This is a genomic window from Streptomyces sp. NPDC058464 (genome assembly GCF_042721035.1).
Lineage (GTDB): Bacteria > Actinomycetota > Actinomycetes > Streptomycetales > Streptomycetaceae > Streptomyces.
In genome coordinates, this window is the sequence record NZ_JBHXMA010000004.1 from 39918 (window position 1) to 56427 (window position 16510).

15 protein-coding genes are annotated in these 16510 nt (G+C 72.8%); 10 read left to right on the forward strand and 5 right to left on the reverse strand.

The features are described 5' to 3' along the window. Nucleotides 1–207: 207 nt before the first annotated feature. The 6 genes from ACFWPQ_RS07200 (at nucleotide 208) to dapE (ending at nucleotide 7794) form a co-directional block, all read left to right on the forward strand. Entirely contained in the window at nucleotides 208–1653 is a 1446-nt protein-coding gene (locus ACFWPQ_RS07200) for an MFS transporter (RefSeq protein WP_384030828.1), read from the forward strand. A gap of 35 nt (nucleotides 1654–1688) precedes the next feature. Continuing rightward, nucleotides 1689–1970 (forward strand): hypothetical protein, encoded by a 282-nt coding sequence (locus ACFWPQ_RS07205; RefSeq protein WP_384030830.1) that lies wholly within the window; start codon nucleotides 1689–1691, stop codon nucleotides 1968–1970. 123 nt (nucleotides 1971–2093) lie between these two features. Beyond that, nucleotides 2094–3896: a DEAD/DEAH box helicase gene (locus tag ACFWPQ_RS07210; RefSeq protein ID WP_384030832.1), complete on the forward strand. Its 1803-nt coding sequence runs from the start codon at nucleotides 2094–2096 to the stop codon at nucleotides 3894–3896. 361 nt (nucleotides 3897–4257) lie between these two features. Further along, nucleotides 4258–4899, forward strand: coding sequence for an IclR family transcriptional regulator (locus tag ACFWPQ_RS07215; RefSeq protein WP_384030834.1), 642 nt, complete (start codon nucleotides 4258–4260; stop codon nucleotides 4897–4899). 382 nt (nucleotides 4900–5281) lie between these two features. Next, on the forward strand, nucleotides 5282–6730 hold the full coding sequence (locus ACFWPQ_RS07220) for an amino acid permease (protein ID WP_384030836.1): 1449 nt from the start codon (nucleotides 5282–5284) through the stop codon (nucleotides 6728–6730). Beyond that, entirely contained in the window at nucleotides 6727–7794 is a 1068-nt protein-coding gene (dapE, locus tag ACFWPQ_RS07225; RefSeq protein ID WP_384030838.1) for a succinyl-diaminopimelate desuccinylase, read from the forward strand. The genes ACFWPQ_RS07220 and dapE overlap by 4 nt, the downstream gene beginning before the upstream one ends. Here dapE and ACFWPQ_RS07230 read toward each other — a convergent pair. Next, nucleotides 7772–9319, reverse strand: a complete 1548-nt coding sequence (locus ACFWPQ_RS07230) for a PucR family transcriptional regulator (protein ID WP_384030840.1) — start codon at nucleotides 9317–9319, stop codon at nucleotides 7772–7774. The two genes, dapE and ACFWPQ_RS07230, sit on opposite strands and share 23 nt — an antisense overlap. A gap of 148 nt (nucleotides 9320–9467) precedes the next feature. Here ACFWPQ_RS07230 and ACFWPQ_RS07235 point away from each other — a divergent pair, with 148 nt between their 5' ends. The 3 genes from ACFWPQ_RS07235 to ACFWPQ_RS07245 all read left to right on the forward strand — a co-directional run bounded on the left by ACFWPQ_RS07235 (nucleotide 9468) and on the right by ACFWPQ_RS07245 (nucleotide 12258). Next, the gene (locus ACFWPQ_RS07235; RefSeq protein ID WP_384030841.1) at nucleotides 9468–10247 is read left to right on the forward strand and encodes a chorismate synthase; all 780 of its coding nucleotides are present in this window, start codon (nucleotides 9468–9470) and stop codon (nucleotides 10245–10247) included. Beyond that, entirely contained in the window at nucleotides 10244–11353 is a 1110-nt protein-coding gene (gene menC / locus ACFWPQ_RS07240; protein WP_384030843.1) for an o-succinylbenzoate synthase, read from the forward strand. The genes ACFWPQ_RS07235 and menC overlap by 4 nt, the downstream gene beginning before the upstream one ends. Nucleotides 11354–11469: 116 nt before the next feature. Then, nucleotides 11470–12258 (forward strand): S16 family serine protease, encoded by a 789-nt coding sequence (locus ACFWPQ_RS07245; protein WP_384030845.1) that lies wholly within the window; start codon nucleotides 11470–11472, stop codon nucleotides 12256–12258. Between the two features lie 89 nt (nucleotides 12259–12347). Here the strand turns inward: ACFWPQ_RS07245 and ACFWPQ_RS07250 are convergent, their stop codons facing one another. The 3 genes from ACFWPQ_RS07250 to ACFWPQ_RS07260 all read right to left on the reverse strand — a co-directional run bounded on the left by ACFWPQ_RS07250 (nucleotide 12348) and on the right by ACFWPQ_RS07260 (nucleotide 13678). Continuing rightward, entirely contained in the window at nucleotides 12348–12524 is a 177-nt protein-coding gene (locus tag ACFWPQ_RS07250) for a hypothetical protein (RefSeq protein ID WP_384030847.1), read from the reverse strand. 10 nt (nucleotides 12525–12534) lie between these two features. Continuing rightward, nucleotides 12535–13119, reverse strand: coding sequence for an ArsR/SmtB family transcription factor (locus ACFWPQ_RS07255; protein ID WP_384030849.1), 585 nt, complete (start codon nucleotides 13117–13119; stop codon nucleotides 12535–12537). Between the two features lie 76 nt (nucleotides 13120–13195). Continuing rightward, on the reverse strand, nucleotides 13196–13678 hold the full coding sequence (locus ACFWPQ_RS07260; protein WP_384030851.1) for an Lrp/AsnC family transcriptional regulator: 483 nt from the start codon (nucleotides 13676–13678) through the stop codon (nucleotides 13196–13198). Nucleotides 13679–13801: 123 nt separating this feature from the next. Between ACFWPQ_RS07260 and hppD the strand changes: the two genes are divergently transcribed. Next, complete coding sequence (hppD, locus tag ACFWPQ_RS07265; RefSeq protein ID WP_384030852.1) at nucleotides 13802–14950, forward strand: 4-hydroxyphenylpyruvate dioxygenase; 1149 nt, start codon at nucleotides 13802–13804, stop codon at nucleotides 14948–14950. Nucleotides 14951–14983: 33 nt separating this feature from the next. Here the strand turns inward: hppD and ACFWPQ_RS07270 are convergent, their stop codons facing one another. Beyond that, nucleotides 14984–16480 carry a tetratricopeptide repeat protein gene (locus tag ACFWPQ_RS07270; RefSeq protein WP_384030854.1) on the reverse strand — a complete coding sequence of 499 codons (1497 nt, stop codon included), beginning with the start codon at nucleotides 16478–16480 and terminating at the stop codon, nucleotides 14984–14986. Nucleotides 16481–16510: the final 30 nt, after the last annotated feature.

Consider the following 16510-nt stretch of genomic DNA (forward strand, 5'->3'; position numbering starts at 1 on the left):
TCGGTGATCTGAAGGTACGGGGGCGCGGGGGAGGGGCTCAAGGGGGCGGGCGGGCCTGCAACGGGACTGCCATACGGCGTTCATGAACCGGGGGATCGGGGGATCGGGGGAGCGGGGGGCCGGGGCCGGGGTGTACGACCAAGGTCGGAGGCGGGGTGGGGCTTGCGACAGGGGTCAGAGTGGGGATTGAGCCTTACCGTGGTCGGTATGACCGCCCTTGAGCCGAGCGACGCCGTCGTCGCAGACGAGACCGCCGACAGTGTCGATGACGCGCAGGGCGTGCTGGGGCGGTCGTACCGGGCACTGAGTGTCGGGATCGTGTCCGTCGTGCTGCTGATCGCCTTCGAGGCGACGGCCGTCGGGACGGCGATGCCCGTCGCGGCGCGGGAGCTGGACGGGGTGTCGCTGTACGCGTTCGCCTTCTCCGGGTACTTCACGACCAGCCTGTTCGGGATGGTGCTGGCCGGGCAGTGGTCGGACCGGAGGGGACCGCTCGGGGCGCTGACGACGGGGATCGGGGCCTTCGCCGCCGGGCTGGTGGTGGCCGGGACCGCGCAGAGCATGTGGGTGTTCATCGCGGGGCGGGCCGTGCAGGGGTTCGGTGGCGGGCTGGTCATCGTCGCGTTGTACGTCGTCGTGGGGCGGGCCTACCCGGAGCGGTTGCGGCCCGCGATCATGGCCGCGTTCGCCGCGGGGTGGGTGGTGCCGTCCGTCGTCGGGCCGCTGGCCGCCGGTGCGGTTACCGAGCAGCTCGGGTGGCGGTGGGTGTTCCTCGGGATTCCGGTGCTCGTGGTCTTTCCGGTGGCGCTCGCCCTGCCGCAGATACGGCGTCGGGCCGGAGGGCCCGTGGCGGACGGGGGGCCCGGAGCCGGAGCCTTCGACCGGCGGCGGATCCGGCTCGCCTTCGGCATCTCGCTCGGTGCGGGGCTGCTGCAGTACGCGGCCCAGGATCTGCGGTGGCTGTCGGCGATACCCGGACTGCTCGGTGCTGCGCTGCTGGTGCCCGCCGTGCTCGGGCTGCTGCCCCGCGGTACGTATCGGGCGGCGCGAGGCCTGCCCTCCGTCGTCCTGCTGCGCGGGGTCGCGGCCGGCGCCTTCATCTCCGCCGAGTCCTTCGTGCCGCTGATGCTGGTGACCCAACGGGGCCTGTCCCCCACCCTCGCCGGATTCTCGCTGGCCGCGGGCGGGGTGACCTGGGCGGTGGGCTCCTGGGTGCAGGCGCGGCCGCGCATGGAGCCGTACCGGGAGCGGCTGATGACGCTGGGGATGGTGCTGGTGGCGGCGGCGATCGCCACGGCGCCGACGGTGCTCGTGCCCGGCGTGCCGGTGTGGACCGTCGCCGTCGCCTGGGGCTTCGGCTGCTTCGGGATGGGCCTGGTGATCGCCTCGGCCAGCGTGCTGATGCTGCGGCTCTCCGCCCCGCAGGAGGCCGGCGCCAACTCCGCCGCCCTGCAGATCTCCGACGCCCTCTCGAACGTCGTCCTGCTCGCCGCGACCGGCGCGGCCTTCGCGTCCCTGGGCGGCGGCAGCATGACGGGGGCGGCCGGCTCCGGTTCGCATCCTGCGGCCTTCGCCGTGGTCTTCCTGCCGATGGCGGGGGTGGCCCTCGTCGGCGCCTGGGTGGCGACGCGGCTGCGGGAGCGGGCGTCGTAACTCGATCGTCGGCCGTGCACCGGCCGCGGGCCAGGATGGACGACGGCCTACCCGGACCGGTCCGGTACGAGCAGGCGGCCGCGCTGTTGCACGGTCTCGCCGGCAACACCCCCTGGTCGACGGCAACAGCCGGCAACCACCCCCTGGTCGACGGCAACAAGCGCACCGTGTGGCCGGCCACGGCGACCTTCCTCGCCGTCAGCGGCGTCGATCGCGCCGACGTGGCGCAGGACACCGCATACGACCTGGTCGTCGATGTGGCCTCCGGCGCGGAGAGCGGCGTCGGCGTCATCGCGCGGCGGCTTCGTGATCTGTGACGTGAGTCCCACCCGGGGGTGACCCGGCCTTGTCCGCGCGTTGACCGCCGTGGCGCGCCGGTAGGGTGGCCCGGTTGTCATACGTAGCCGCCCAACCCCCTTACCCCCCTTACTACGGAGACCGTGACTACCACCGCCGCCTCTGCTTCCTCGTCCTCCCATCACCTCTCGCCGGCCTTCCCGGGCCGGGCGCCCTGGGGTACCGCCAGCAGGCTGCGTGCCTGGCAGCAGGGGGCCATGGAGAAGTACGTCCAGGAGCAGCCGCGCGACTTCCTGGCCGTGGCCACGCCCGGCGCCGGGAAGACGACGTTCGCGCTGACGCTCGCCTCCTGGCTGCTGCACCACCATGTCGTGCAGCAGGTCACCGTCGTCGCCCCCACCGAGCACCTGAAGAAGCAGTGGGCGGAGGCCGCGGCGCGGATAGGGATCAAGCTCGATCCCGAGTACAGCGCCGGACCGCTCAGCCGGGAGTACGACGGGGTCGCCGTGACGTACGCCGGTGTCGGTGTGCGGCCGATGCTGCACCGCAACCGGTCCGAGCAGCGCAAGACCCTCGTCATCCTCGACGAGATCCACCACGCCGGTGACTCCAAGTCCTGGGGCGAGGCCTGCCTGGAGGCGTTCGAGCCGGCGACCCGGCGCCTCGCCCTGACCGGTACGCCGTTCCGGTCCGACACCAATCCCATTCCTTTTGTGACCTATGAGGAAGGGCAGGACGGGATCCGGCGGTCCGCCGCCGACTACACCTACGGGTACGGCAACGCGCTCGCCGACCACGTCGTGCGCCCCGTCATCTTCCTCTCCTACAGCGGCAACATGCGCTGGCGGACGAAGGCCGGTGACGAGATCGCCGCGCGGCTCGGCGAGCCGATGACCAAGGACGCCGTCAGCCAGGCCTGGCGAACGGCGCTCGATCCGCGCGGCGAGTGGATGCCGGCGGTGCTGCGCGCGGCCGACCAGCGGCTGACCGAGGTGCGGAAGGGGATTCCGGACGCGGGGGCCCTCGTCATCGCCTCCGACCAGGAATCGGCGCGCGCCTACGCCAAGCTGATCCGTGAGATCACGGGGACCAAGGCGACCCTGGTCCTCTCCGACGACACCGGCGCCTCCAAGCGGATCGACGACTTCAGCGCGAGTGACGACCGGTGGATGGTCGCGGTGCGGATGGTGTCCGAGGGCGTCGACGTGCCCCGGCTCGCGGTCGGGGTCTACGCGACGACCATCTCCACCCCTCTCTTCTTCGCCCAGGCCGTCGGCCGTTTCGTGCGGTCCCGGCGGCGCGGCGAGACCGCCTCCGTGTTCCTGCCGACCGTCCCGGATCTGCTGACCTTCGCCAACGAGATGGAGGTCGAGCGCGACCACGCCCTCGACAAGCCGAAGAAGGACGGCGAGGAGGACCCGTACGCCGAGTCCGAGAAGGAGATGGAGGAGGCGAACAAGGAGCAGGACGAGGACACCGGCGAGCAGGAGCAGTTCGCCTTCGAGGCGCTGGAGTCCGAGGCCGTCTTCGACCGGGTGCTCTACGACGGCGCCGAGTTCGGCATGCAGGCCCACCCGGGGAGCGAGGAGGAGCAGGACTACCTCGGCATCCCGGGGCTCCTCGAACCCGACCAGGTGCAGCTGCTGCTGCAGAAGCGGCAGGCCCGGCAGATCGCGCACAGCCGCAAGAAGCCGGACACCGAGGCCGACCTGCTGGAACTGCCCGCGGAGCGGCGGCCCGTGGTCTCCCACAAGGAGATGATGGAGCTGCGGAAGCAGCTGAACACGATGGTCAGCGCTTATGTGCATCAGAGCGGGAAGCCGCACGGGGTGATTCACACCGAGCTGCGGCGGGTCTGTGGCGGGCCGCCGAGTGCGGAGGCCACGGCGGGGCAGTTGCGGCAGCGGATTGCGAAAGTGCAGGAGTGGGCTACGCGGATGAGGTAGTCGGCCGGGTGCGGGCCGGTGGGGGTTGTTCGCGCAGTTCCCCGCGCCCCTTAGGGGGCGCTGTTGCGAGGGCGCTGCGTACTTCGCTTTGCACATACCGGTGCATTCCGCAGTAGTCCATACCGGTACGTGACCGGATTCTGGACGGAGGCTTCCGCTCAGCGAACCCGCTTCGCTACTGTCCGCCTACGCACACGCCCCGTGGCAGCGCCGCCGCGGAGCGCAGCCGTGAAGCGACTGGGCCCGGAGCCGCCGGGCCGTCCTGCCGATCGGCGGCCTCTGAAGCGCGTCGCTGACGGGACTCGGCGACGCATCCGCCGCGTCGGAGGTTGCCGACCTCACCACTTAAGGAGTGGGCGTCGTGACCGCGGAGACCTCTCAGACGCTCGACCGGGGACTGCGCGTCCTCAAACTGCTGGCCGACACGGACCACGGGCTGACCGTCACCGAGCTTTCCAACAAACTGGGCGTGAACCGGACCGTGGTGTACCGGTTGCTCGCCACGCTTGAGCAGCATGCGCTGGTACGGCGTGACCTGGGCGGGCGAGCCCGGGTCGGGCTGGGCGTGCTGCGTCTCGGTCGGCAGGTGCATCCCCTCGTACGGGAAGCGGCTCTGCCGGCGCTGCGTTCGCTCGCCGAGGACATAGGGGCGACGGCGCATCTGACCCTGGTCGACGGGACCGAGGCGCTCGCCGTCGCGGTCGTCGAGCCGACCTGGACCGACTATCACGTGGCCTACCGGGCCGGGTTCCGGCATCCGCTGGACCGCGGGGCCGCCGGCAGGGCGATCCTGGCCGCACGGCACAAGCCGCGCGACGACCCCGGCTACACGCTGACCCACGGCGAACTGGAGGCCGGGGCGAGCGGTGCCGCCGCACCGCTGCTCGGGGTCACCGGCGTCGAGGGCAGCGTCGGGGTCGTGATGCTGGCCGACGCCGTGCCGGAGAGGGTGGGGGCGCGAGTGATGGACGCGGCGCGGGAGGTCGCGGAGGCGCTGCGGTAGGGGGGCTGGGGCTGGGGCCGGGGTGGGGGACGCTTACCGGCGCTGGCAGGGTGCCTCCCCAGAGGTGGGACCCCCAGCGCCCACCCGTGCCGCCCTGCGGCACGCCTGCCCGCAGCTGGGTATGTGTGAAGCGCCCCGTAGGGGCGCTGGGGGTACCCCCGGCCGAAGGCTGGGGGAGGAACTGCGCGACCAGCCCCCACTCACCCGCAGCCGGAGCGCCATCGCACTGCCCCCTTTGTTTCACCCGCCCATCCACATTGGCCGATCCGCCAATCCCGCCCCCCGACCTCTGACCGATCCTCCCAGCCGCCCATGGCCGTTCCCTCCGCATCATCAGGGCCAGACAAGAGCCCACGGCGGAGGGAACGGCACAGTGGAGACAGTGGAGACACGGCCCCGGCGGCAAGTCGGCACCGCAGGCCGGCTCACCCGGCGGCAGTCCGTCGGCGCCCTGGTCGGCGAGGCGGACGCGAGTCCGTTGAAGCGGACCATGGGGGTCACGCAGCTCACCCTGCTGAGCGTCGGTGCGACCCTCGGCACCGGCATCTTCGTCGTGCTCGGGCAGGCCGTGCCCGAGGCCGGCCCGGCGATCGTCGTCTCCTTCGTGCTGGCCGGCGTCACCGCCCTGTTCTCGGCCCTGTCGTACGCCGAGCTGGCCGGCATGATCCCCGGTTCGGGGTCGTCGTACAGCTACGCCTACGCCACCCTCGGCGAACTCGTCGCCTGGGTGTGCGGGTGGTGTCTGATCCTGGAGTACGGCGTGTCGGTGGCCGCCGTCGCCGTCGGCTGGGGGCAGTACGTCAACGAACTGCTCGACCTCGTCTTCGGCGTCACCCTGCCGGACTCGCTCAGCGCCCCGCCCGGCGCCGGCGGCACGCTCAACGTCCCGGCCGCGCTCATCGTCGTCCTCGCGATGGTCGTCCTGCTGCGCGGGGCCAAGGAGAGCGCCGTCGCCAACGTCGTCATGGTCGGCGTGAAGATCGCGGCCCTCGTGATGTTCTGCGCGGTCGCCTTCACCGCCTTCCACGCCGGCAACTTCCAGCCGCTCTTCCCGCTCGGCGCCGCCGGGATGAGCGCGGGGGCCGCCTCGCTCTTCTTCTCCTACATCGGGTTCGACGCCGCGAGCACCGCGGGGGAGGAGGCCCGCAATCCGCAGCGCGACCTGCCGCGGGCGATCATCCTCTCCCTCGTCCTCGTCACGGCCCTGTACGTCCTGGTGGCCGTCGCCGCGCTCGGCGCGATGCCGTGGAAGCAGTTCGCGGGGACCGAGGCGACGCTCAGCGAGGTGCTCGTACGGGCGGTCGGCGGCGGCGACCTGTGGCCGATCCTGCTCTCCGTCGGTGCCGTGGTCGCCACCACCAGCGTCGTCCTCACCGTGCAGTACGGACAGATCCGGATCCTGTACGCGATGTCCCGCGACGGGCTCGTGCCGCCGCTGTTCGCCAAGGTCCACCCGCGCACCGGGGTGCCCCGCGCCAACACCGTGATCGTCTCCTCCTTCATCGCCGTCCTCGCCGCCCTGGTGCCGCTCGGCAGCCTCGCCGACGCCACCAGCATCGGCACCCTCTTCGCGTTCATGCTGGTCAACCTGGCCGTGGTGATCCTGCGACGGCGCAGCCCGGAGACGCCCCGCTCCTTCCGGGTGCCGTTCTCCCCGGTCGTCCCCGTCCTCGGCATCGGCTTCTGCGGCTACCTGCTGTTCAGCCTCGGCGCCGACACCTGGATCGCCTTCGGGGTCTGGATGGCCGTCGGCCTCGTCATCTACGGCTGCTACGGCATCCGCCACTCCCGGCTCGCCCGGGCCACCGCCCCGCAGGACAGCCCCGCATGACCGCCCTCGACCTCACCGCCGACGCCCTCGACCTCACCGCCGACGTCGTCGACCTCACCCGGGCCCTCGTCGACCTCCCCTCCGAGAGCGGGGCGGAGGCCCGGATCGCGGACGCGGTGGAGCACGCCCTGCGCGGCCTCGGGCACCTCAAGGTCGAACGGGTCGGCAACACCGTGGTCGCCCGCACCGCCCTCGGCCGGGACCGGCGGGTCCTGATCGCCGGTCACCTGGACACCGTCCCGGCCGCCGGCAACCTGCCCGCCCGGCTCGCCGACGAATGCGTGCACGGCCTCGGCGCCTGTGACATGAAGGGCGGGGTGGCCGTCGCCCTGCGGCTGGCCGCCACCGTTCCGGAACCGGCCGTCGACCTCACCTTCGTCCTCTACGAGTGCGAGGAGGTCGGGGGCGAGCGCAACGGACTCGGTCTCCTCGGCCCCGACCTCCTCGCCGCCGACCTCGCCGTCCTCATGGAGCCCTCCGACGCCGGGGTGGAGGCCGGCTGCCAGGGGTTCCTGAGCGCCGACGTCGTCGTGCGCGGGCGGCGGGCGCACACCGCCCGCGCCTGGCAGGGCGTCAACGCCGCCCACCGGGCCGCCCGGGTGCTCCAGCGGCTCGACGACCACACCGCGGAGCGGATCGTGATCGACGGGCTGGAGTACCGGGAGGGGCTGAGCGCGGTCGCCGTGCGGGCCGGGGTCGCCGGGAACGTCGTACCGGACGAGTGCGTCGTCAGCGTCAACTACCGCTTTGCGCCCAGCCGTTCGACGGCGGACGCGGAGGCGTACGTACGAGGGCTGTTCCCGGAGTACGAGGTCCGGGTCACCGAGGTCGTCGCCGGCGCGCCGCCCCGGCTCGACCGGGTCGCCGGGCTCGTCGAGGCGCTCGGGGCCGCGCCCCGGCCCAAGTTGGGCTGGACCGACGTGGCCCGGTTCGCGGCCCTCGACGTGCCCGCCCTCAACTACGGCCCCGGGGACCCTTCCCTCGCGCACACGGCGGGGGAGTACGTGCCGGTCGGGCAACTGCGCGCCTGCGAGCGGAACCTCAGGGCGTGGCTGCTGCGCTGAGCCCGGCCAGCACCCGCAACTGCAGCCACAGCACCAGCCGTTCGTCGGGATCGTCCAGGTCGATCCCGACGTGCTGCCGGACCTGGCGCAGCCGGTAGCGGCAGGTGTTGGGGTGGACGGCCAGCAGCTCGGCCGCGCCCGCCATGTCGCAGCCCGCGTCGAACCAGCAGACCAGGGTGCGGGCGTACTCGGTGCCGTGACCGGCGTCGTACGCCAGCACCCGCTGCCAGGCCCCCGCAGTCAACTCCCGCCGCTCGCCGAGCACTTCGGCCAGCCGGAGCAGGGTGACCCGGGGGCGCACCTCGTCCACCGTGGCCACCGGCGACCGCGCGTCCAGCACCCGCAGCACCAGGTCCGCGTCCGCCCGGGAGGCGGCCACCCCGCCCACGTCCGGGATCAGCTCGCCCAGCCCCGCCCGCACCGGTACCCGCAGCGCCTGCCCGGCCCGTCGCACGATGTCCTCGGCCAGCGGCCGGTGCCGGGCCCCCGGGCCGGGCAGCAGCGCGTACACCACCCCGTCGGCCAGCACACACGCCTGCCGCCCGTAGCGCGCCTCGCACTGCAGCCGTACGACGTCCAGCAGGCGCAGCGCGGTGCGTTCGGCGTCCGGCACGTTCGTGGCGGTGTCGAGCGCGAACGCGGCCACCCGTACCTCGCCCTCCACCCCCAGGCGGGCCGCGGCGGCCGGGGCGTCCGCCGTGCCGTCGAGGAGCCGGCGCAGCAGGTCGCCGCTCTGGTGACGGGCCAGTTCCTGCGCCGCGCGGGCGCGCAGCAGGAGCAGGGCGGCGGTGGCGGCGCCCTGCGCGAGGGTCTCCTCGGCGTCCGGCGCCAGCGCACCGCCGTCGACCACCCAGACCGAGCCGAGCGTCTCGCCGCCGGCCCGCACCGCCATCGCCAGCCGGGGCAGGTCGGCGTCCCGCAACGCCGGGAGCCTGACCGGCCGTTCGGCCGCGAACAGGGTCCGGTACTGCTCGGTGTTCTCGGCGCTGGGCGGCACCTGGAGGCCCAGGATGCCCTGCCGGCGGTCCTCGTCGACCGGCTGGCCGGCGACGGTGGAGTAGGCGAGGATCCGCTGCCGGGGGTCCTCGATGGCGGTGGCCCCGCCGACGCCCGCCGCGATCGCGTCCGCCAGCGCGAACAGGTCGCCGAGGCCGCTCCCGGGGGCCGCCGGGCGGGCGCCGATCGCCGAGGCCAGCAGCAGGTGCACGTGGTGCCAGGCGGCGTCCTCGTCGACCGACAGCAGCGCGACCCCGTGCGTCTCCGCCTCCCCGACCGGCCCGTCCGCACCCCGCACCACGACCCCGGTCAGCCCCGCCTCGGCCGCCGCCCGCACCAGCGGCCCGGCCGCCGCCGCGCGCACCCCGACCGCCAGCAGCAGCGCCCCGGGCCGCCGGGGCAGCGGGGCGTGGGCGTCGTACAGCAGCGCCTCGGTCACCGGCACGGTCAGCCCGGCGGGGGCCGTGTGCAGCCGGACGGAGGGACCGCCGACGACGTCGAGCAGGTCGCCGAGGGTGCAGGCGTCCATGGGAGTCCTCAGGGAAGCAGGGAAGCGGGGAAGCAGGGAAGCGGGGAAGCGGGTGCTTGGCCGATCTTGGCCGATCTCCTCATCAAGATATGCATTCCTTGTCCGTCCGCACAACGCACGGGAAGGGGCCGGCTCCGAGACTCGGATCATGACCCTGACCGTGACCGGAGTCAGCATCCGAACCGTCCACGACGTCGCCGGGCTCGCGGCCGTCACCGGCTACTTCAGCGACGTCTGGCAGACGCCCCGCACCGCCCCGCCCTACCCGGCCGAGGTCCTGCACAGCCTGGTCCACGCGGGCGGCGCCGTGCACGCCGCCTACGACGGCACGCGGCTGGCCGGGGCGGCCGTCGCCGTGTTCGGCCCGGACCGTGACACCTACTCCCTCGTCGCCGCCGCCGACCAGGGCCTCGGACACGCCGTGAAGCGGGCCCAGCGCGACTGGGCCCTGAGCCTCGGCGCCCGCACCATGCGCTGGACCTTCGACCCGCTGGTCGGCCGCAACGCGCGCTTCAACCTGGTCAAGCTGGGCGCCACCGGCACCGAGTACCTCGTCGACTTCTACGGCCCGATGGCCGACGGCGTGAACGACGGCGACGAGAGCGACCGGCTGACGGTGACCTGGGACCTGACGGCGGACCCCACCGTGCCGCCCGCCACCGGGTACGACCGCCACGACGCCCCGGCCAGCCACCGCGGCCCCGACGGCGAGGTCCTCGCCCGCCGCGACCCCGGCGACCGGGCCGTGTGGTGCCGGGTGCCGGAGGACGTCGTACGGCTGCGGGCCGCGGACCCGGCGCTCGCCCTGCGCTGGCGGTACGCCGTCCGCGAGGTGTTCACGGCGGCCTTCGCCGAGGGTTTCCGGGCCGTGGGGATGTCCCGCGACGGCTGGTACACGCTCGCCCGCACGACGGGGGCGACGGCGTGAAGCTGGAGCGCGTCGAACTCGTACAGGTGGCGATCCCGCTGGTCACGCCCTTCCGTACGTCCTTCGGGACCATGACGACGAAGGACACCTTCCTGCTCCACGTCGTCACCGACACCGCCGAGGGCTGGTCGGAGTTCGCCGCCGATCCCGAGCCGCTGTACTGCTCGGAGTTCGTGGCCGGCGCGGAGATCGTGCTGCGCGACTTCCTGGTGCCGCGGGTGGCGGCGCTGCGGGACCTCACCGCCGCCGCGGTCGGCCCGGCGACGGCGAAGGTCAAGGGGCACGAGCTGGCGAAGGCCACGCTGGAGACGGCGGTGCTGGACGCGGAGCTGCGGACCTACGGGATGCCGCTGTCCGTGTTCCTGGGTTCGGTGCGGGACCGGGTGCCGGCGGGTGTCTCGGTCGGCATCAAGGACTCGGTCGGCGAGCTGCTGGACGACGTCGAGCGGTACCTGGCCGAGGGGTACGTCCGGATCAAGCTGAAGATCGAGCCCGGCTGGGACGTCGAACCGGTACGGGCGGTGCGCGAGCGGTTCGGGGACGCGCTGCCGCTCCAGGTCGACGCGAACACGGCGTACGGCCTCGCCGACGCGGAGCACCTGCGGCGGCTCGACGAGTTCGGGCTGCTGCTGATCGAGGAGCCGCTGGAGGAGGACAACCTGCACGGCCACGCCCAGCTGCAGCGCCGGATCGCGACACCGGTCTGTCTCGACGAGTCCCTGCACGGCGCGCGGGACACGGCTGCCGCGATCGCCATGGACGCGTGCCGGGTGGTGAACGTCAAGCCCGCACGGGTCGGCGGCTATCTGGAGGCCCGCCGGATCCACGACGTGGCCCGCGCCCACGGGGTGCCGGTGTGGTGCGGCGGCATGCTGGAGACCGGGATCGGGCGGGCGCCCAACCTGGCGCTCGCGGCGCTGCCGGGGTTCACGCTGCCGGGCGACACCTCGGCGTCGGGCCGGTACTTCGCGGAGGACATCACCGAACCGTTCGTGCTGGAGGACGGGCACCTCCCGGTGCCCACGGGCCCCGGGATCGGGATCGAGCCGCTGCCGGACGCGCTGCGCCGGTTCACCCGCGGGCGCCGCGAGCTGCTCGGGCGCTGACCGGGCGGCGGTCGCGTGACGGCCGGGCGGCCGGTGGTCGGGCGGCCGATGGTCGGGTGGCGGTCGGGTGGTGGTCGGGCGGTGGCCTGAACAGGTCGCCGCGTTAGATTGACTCCGTGCTCTCACGTCTCACGCGTCTCCAGGCCATCGCCGTCTGTGCGGTTCCCGTCGTGGCCCTGATCGGTACGGCCGTCTTCGCGCCGCTGCCGTTCTCGGTGGCCCAGCCCGGGATGACGGCGAACGTCCTCGGTGACAACAAGGGCACCCCGGTGATCACCGTCTCCGGGGCGCCCGTCCGCACGACCAGCGGCCAGTTGCGGATGACGACGATCGAGGCGACCGGGCCGGACGCGCGGGTCTCGCTCGGTGACGTGATCGGCAGCTGGTTCCGGACGGACCGGGCGGTCATGCCGCGCGACTCGGTCTACCCGAGCGGCAACAGCGTCAAGGAGATCGAGCAGCACAACACCGAGCAGATGGAGCAGTCGCAGGACGCCGCGGCCCAGGCGGCGCTGAAGTACCTCGACCTGAGCGCGAGCAAGGTCAAGGTAACCCTGAAGCTGGCGGATGTGGGCGGGCCGAGCGCGGGGTTGCTGTTCTCGCTCGGGATCATCGACAAGCTGGACGGGAACGGCAGCGGGGGAGACCTCACCGGGGGGAAGAAGATCGCCGGTACGGGGACCATCGCCGCGGACGGCACGGTGGGCGCCGTGGGCGGGGTCGGGCTGAAGACGCAGGCCGCGCGCAGGGACGGGGCGACCGTCTTCCTCGTGCCGAAGGACGAGTGCGCCGATGCCAAGGGGGAGCTGCCGAAGGGGTTGCGGCTGGTGCCGGTCACGACACTGAAGGGGGCCGTGTCCGACCTGGTCGCGTTGGAGAAGGGGGAGAAGGTCCCCAGCTGTTGAGTTTCGGGTGCGGGTGCGTGGGGGTTGCTCGCGCAGTTCCCCGCGCCCCTAAAGGGGCGCTGAGCTTGCGGGGCGCTGAGTGGTGTCCCTTACCGGGCGATTGCCGGGGCGGGCGATGCCAGGCGCAGGCCGACTTCCACCAGCGTCCAGCCGATGCGCTCGCGGAGTTCCCGCTCCGGCTTGGTCTTCTTCGCCAGCCGGTGGTTCTCCGCCTGGGCGTGCAGTTCCGTCATGTGGTGCCGGGCGAGCTGGGCCTGCGTGTACATGGTGTGCCTCTCAGTCCGTCTCGATGGGGAAGAGGTGCGTGTGGACGCGCACTTGCTGTGACTCCGGGGTGTCCTTGTCGGGGACCCGGTCCCGGTAGTCGTCGACCAGGGCGTGCATCTTCTCGATCAGTTCGAAGGCCAGGTCGGGGGTGAGCCGCAGACCCATGTCGCTCATGTCCGAGGAGCGGGTCCAGGCCGGGGACCACCGGTCACGGGTGCCGAGCCAGGCGGCCAGCTCGCGGCTGTGACGCGCGGCGGCCTCCTGCAGGAACACCTCCGTCAGTCCCCGTATCTCGGGACTCGCGTCCTCGAAGTCCGCGCTGTCGTAGGTGATGCCCTGGTCCGCGGCCTGCCACCAGCGCTCGCGGCCCTTGCCGCGCTCCGGGGCGTCCTCGACGAAGCCGTGTTCGGCGAGCTGGCGCAGGTGGTAGCTGGTCGCGCCGCTGGACTCGCCCAGCCGCTCGGCCAGTTGGGACGCGGTGGCGGGACCGTACTGCCGCAGGGCGTCCAGCAGCTGCATCCGCAGCGGATGGGCGAGCCCCCGCAGGGAGCGGGCGTCCAGCCGGCGCGGTTTGCGTTCCTCGTGCTCCGTCATGTGTACAAAGATAGCTATGCAAAGGCTCCTTTGCAACACCTCTTTTGCATCGACTTCTTTGGAACTCGCGTGCCGGTCAGGTCGTCCCTTCGCTGTCCGCCGCGGCCTGTTCCACCAGCGGGATGATCCGCAGCGGAACGGGGTTCTCCATGACGATCGCCGTGGAGGCCCGGACGATGCCCTCGAATCCGACCACCCGGTCGATCACCCGCTGGAGGTCGGCGTTGGAGCGGGCCACCAGGCGGCACTGCATGTCGCCGGTGCCGGTGGTGGTGTGCAGTTCCAGCACCTCCGGCACGGTCGCCAGGTGCGCCCGCACGTCCGGACCCTGGCCCTGCCGGATCTGCAGGGTGGCGAACGCGGTGACCGGGTAGCCGAGGGCCGCCGGATCGACCTGGGGGCCGAATCCCTGGATCACCCCGCTCGACCGGAGCCGGTCCAGCCGCGCCTGCACGGTCCCCCGGGCCACCCCCAGCCGACGGGACATCTCCAGGACCCCGATGCGCGGCTCCCGGGCCAGCAGCACCAGGATCCGCCCGTCCAGACGATCGATCGTCATGCCCGCCTCCATGGGTGGTCACCCTGTACAGAAAGTCGGCCGCTACGGCCGTACTGCTGAACATATTGCCCAGGAGAAACGCTATCTATTGCGCACCTTGCGGGCCCGGTTCACCCTTCGGACATGACGCAGACCACACACCACACTCCCGCTGCGACCGCCCGGCAGGACGACCCCTTCCCGGTCAGGGGGATGGACGCGGTCGTCTTCGCCGTGGGCAACGCCAAGCAGGCGGCGCACTACTACTCCACCGCCTTCGGCATGCGGCTGGTCGCGTACTCCGGACCGGAGAACGGCAGCCGCGAGACCGCGAGCTACGTCCTGGAGAACGGCTCGGCCCGGTTCGTCCTCACCTCCGTCATCCGCCCGGACACCGAGTGGGGCCACTTCCTCTCCCGCCATGTGGCCGAGCACGGCGACGGGGTCGTCGACCTCTCCATCGAGGTCCCGGACGCCCGCGCCGCGTACGCCTACGCCGTCGAGCACGGCGCGCGGTCGGTGGCCGAGCCGTACGAGCTGAAGGACGAGTACGGCACGGTGGTGCTGGCGGCGATCGCCACGTACGGCGAGACCCGGCACACCCTCGTGGAGCGGACCGGCTACGACGGCCCGTACCTCCCGGGGTTCGTCGCCGCGAACCCGATCGTCGAACCCCCCGCCCGGCGCACCTTCCAGGCCGTCGACCACTGCGTCGGCAACGTCGAACTCGGCCGGATGAACGACTGGGTCGAGTTCTACCACCAGGTCATGGGCTTCACGAACATGAAGGAGTTCGTGGGCGACGACATCGCCACCGAGTACAGCGCGCTGATGTCGAAGGTGGTCGCCGACGGCACCCTCAAGGTCAAGTTCCCGATCAACGAGCCCGCGATCGCCAAGAAGAAGTCCCAGATCGACGAGTACCTGGAGTTCTACGGCGGGGCCGGCGTCCAGCACATCGCGCTCAACACGAACGACATCGTCGAGACGGTACGGACCATGCGCGCGGCCGGCGTCGAGTTCCTGAACACCCCGGACACCTACTACGACACCCTCGGCGAGTGGGTCGGCGACACCCGGGTGCCGCTGGACACCCTGCGCGAGCTGAGGATCCTCGCCGACCGGGACGAGGACGGCTACCTGCTCCAGATCTTCACCAAGCCGGTCCAGGACCGGCCGACGGTCTTCTTCGAGATCATCGAACGCCACGGCTCGATGGGCTTCGGCAAGGGCAACTTCAAGGCCCTGTTCGAGGCGATCGAGCGGGAACAGGACCGCCGCGGCAACCTGTGACCCACCCCCACCCCCACCCCCACCTGCGCCGCCCTACTGCGGCAGCTCCTCGTTGGGTGGCTGGTCGCCGAGGGCGGTGAGGGTGGCGCGGGCCGCCGGGGTCTGGAGCGGGGAGAAGTACGGGTTGGTCCGCAGGGCGTCCTGGAGGTGGCGGCGGGCCGGGGCCTCCAGGTCCAGGTCGCGCTCGATCATGCCCCGGTGGAAGGCGTACAGCGCGCTGCGGACCCCGCCGCCCTTCGTCGAGTCCGTCGCGACCGAGGCGTACCGCAGCGCCTCCTTGTCGTCGCCGGCCCGGTGCAGTGCCCAGCCGAGGGCGTCGGCGACCTCGATGCCCGGCTGGCGCTCCCACTCGGCCGTCAGCCGCTGCACCGCCTCCTGGACGTCCCCGTGGTCCGCCTCGTACTGCCCGATCACCAGATCGTCGTCGACCCCGGCCGCCAGCTCCTGCTGCACCTGCTTCCGCAGCAGCGTGTACTGCGACTCCGCCTGCCGGCCCATGCCCAGCGACTCGTACAACTCGCCCAGTTCCAGGGCGACCTGGGGAGTCGGCCGGTGCGCCAGCGACCCCTGGTACGCGGTCAGCGCCTCCTGCGCCCGGCCCAGCGCGGCCAGCGCCCGCCCCTGCCCGGCGCGCGCGGCCGACTGGTCGGGGTCCAGGCGTACGGCCGCGGTGAAGTGCCGCAGCGCGTCCTCCCGGTCACCCCGCTCCCAGGCCAGCTGCCCGGCCTGGCAGAGATACGCGGCCTGCTCGGCGGGGGTCCGGGCGGCCGCCGCCGCGTCGGTCACCTGGGCCGCCGCGTCCTCGCGCCAGCCCCGGTCCCGGTACACCGCCGAGGCCCGCGCCATCACCGCCGGCCTCACGTCCGCCCCGGCCTTCAGCGCCATCAGCTTGTCCAGCGTGGACCGGGCCGCCTTGTAGTCGCCGAGCCCGTTGTACGCGTCGATCAGCACCGGGTACGCCGACCACCGCTTCGGCGCCGTCTTCAGCGCCTCCTCGCCGAACTGCTTGGCCTGCGGGAAGTCCCGGCGCGCCACGGCCAGGACCGCCAGTCCGCTCAGCGCCTCGGTGTTGCTCTTCCCGGCCACCTTGAGGGAGGTCTGCAGCGCGCGCTCGGCCCGGGGGTAGTCGCCCGTGTCGGCGCTCCGGCGCGCCCGCTCGATGTACGCGGCCCCGAGCACGGCCCAGGCCTGCGCGTCCCTCGGCTGCTCCTTCACGCGTGCTTCGCGGGCGCCGATGAGCGTCGTGAGGTCGGGCAGCGCGGCGGGCAGGCCGTTGACGACGGCCGTCTGCGCCGCGGCCAGGGCCGCCGCCCGCGCGGCCGCCTGGGCCCGCGGCCCGGCGGCGGGGCCCGGTGCGGCCCGGTGCGGCTCGCGCGGCCACAGCATCAGCGTGCCGCCCGCCGCCACCCCGCCCGCCAGCGCCACGACCAGCAGTCGCCGCAGTACCCGGCCACGGCGGCGGCGCGGCGGCGCCGGTTCGAGGAGCAGTGAGGTGGCCGGTGGGGACGGTCGGTTATCCAGCGCGCACATGACGCACACTGTGCGTCAATACGACCAGCG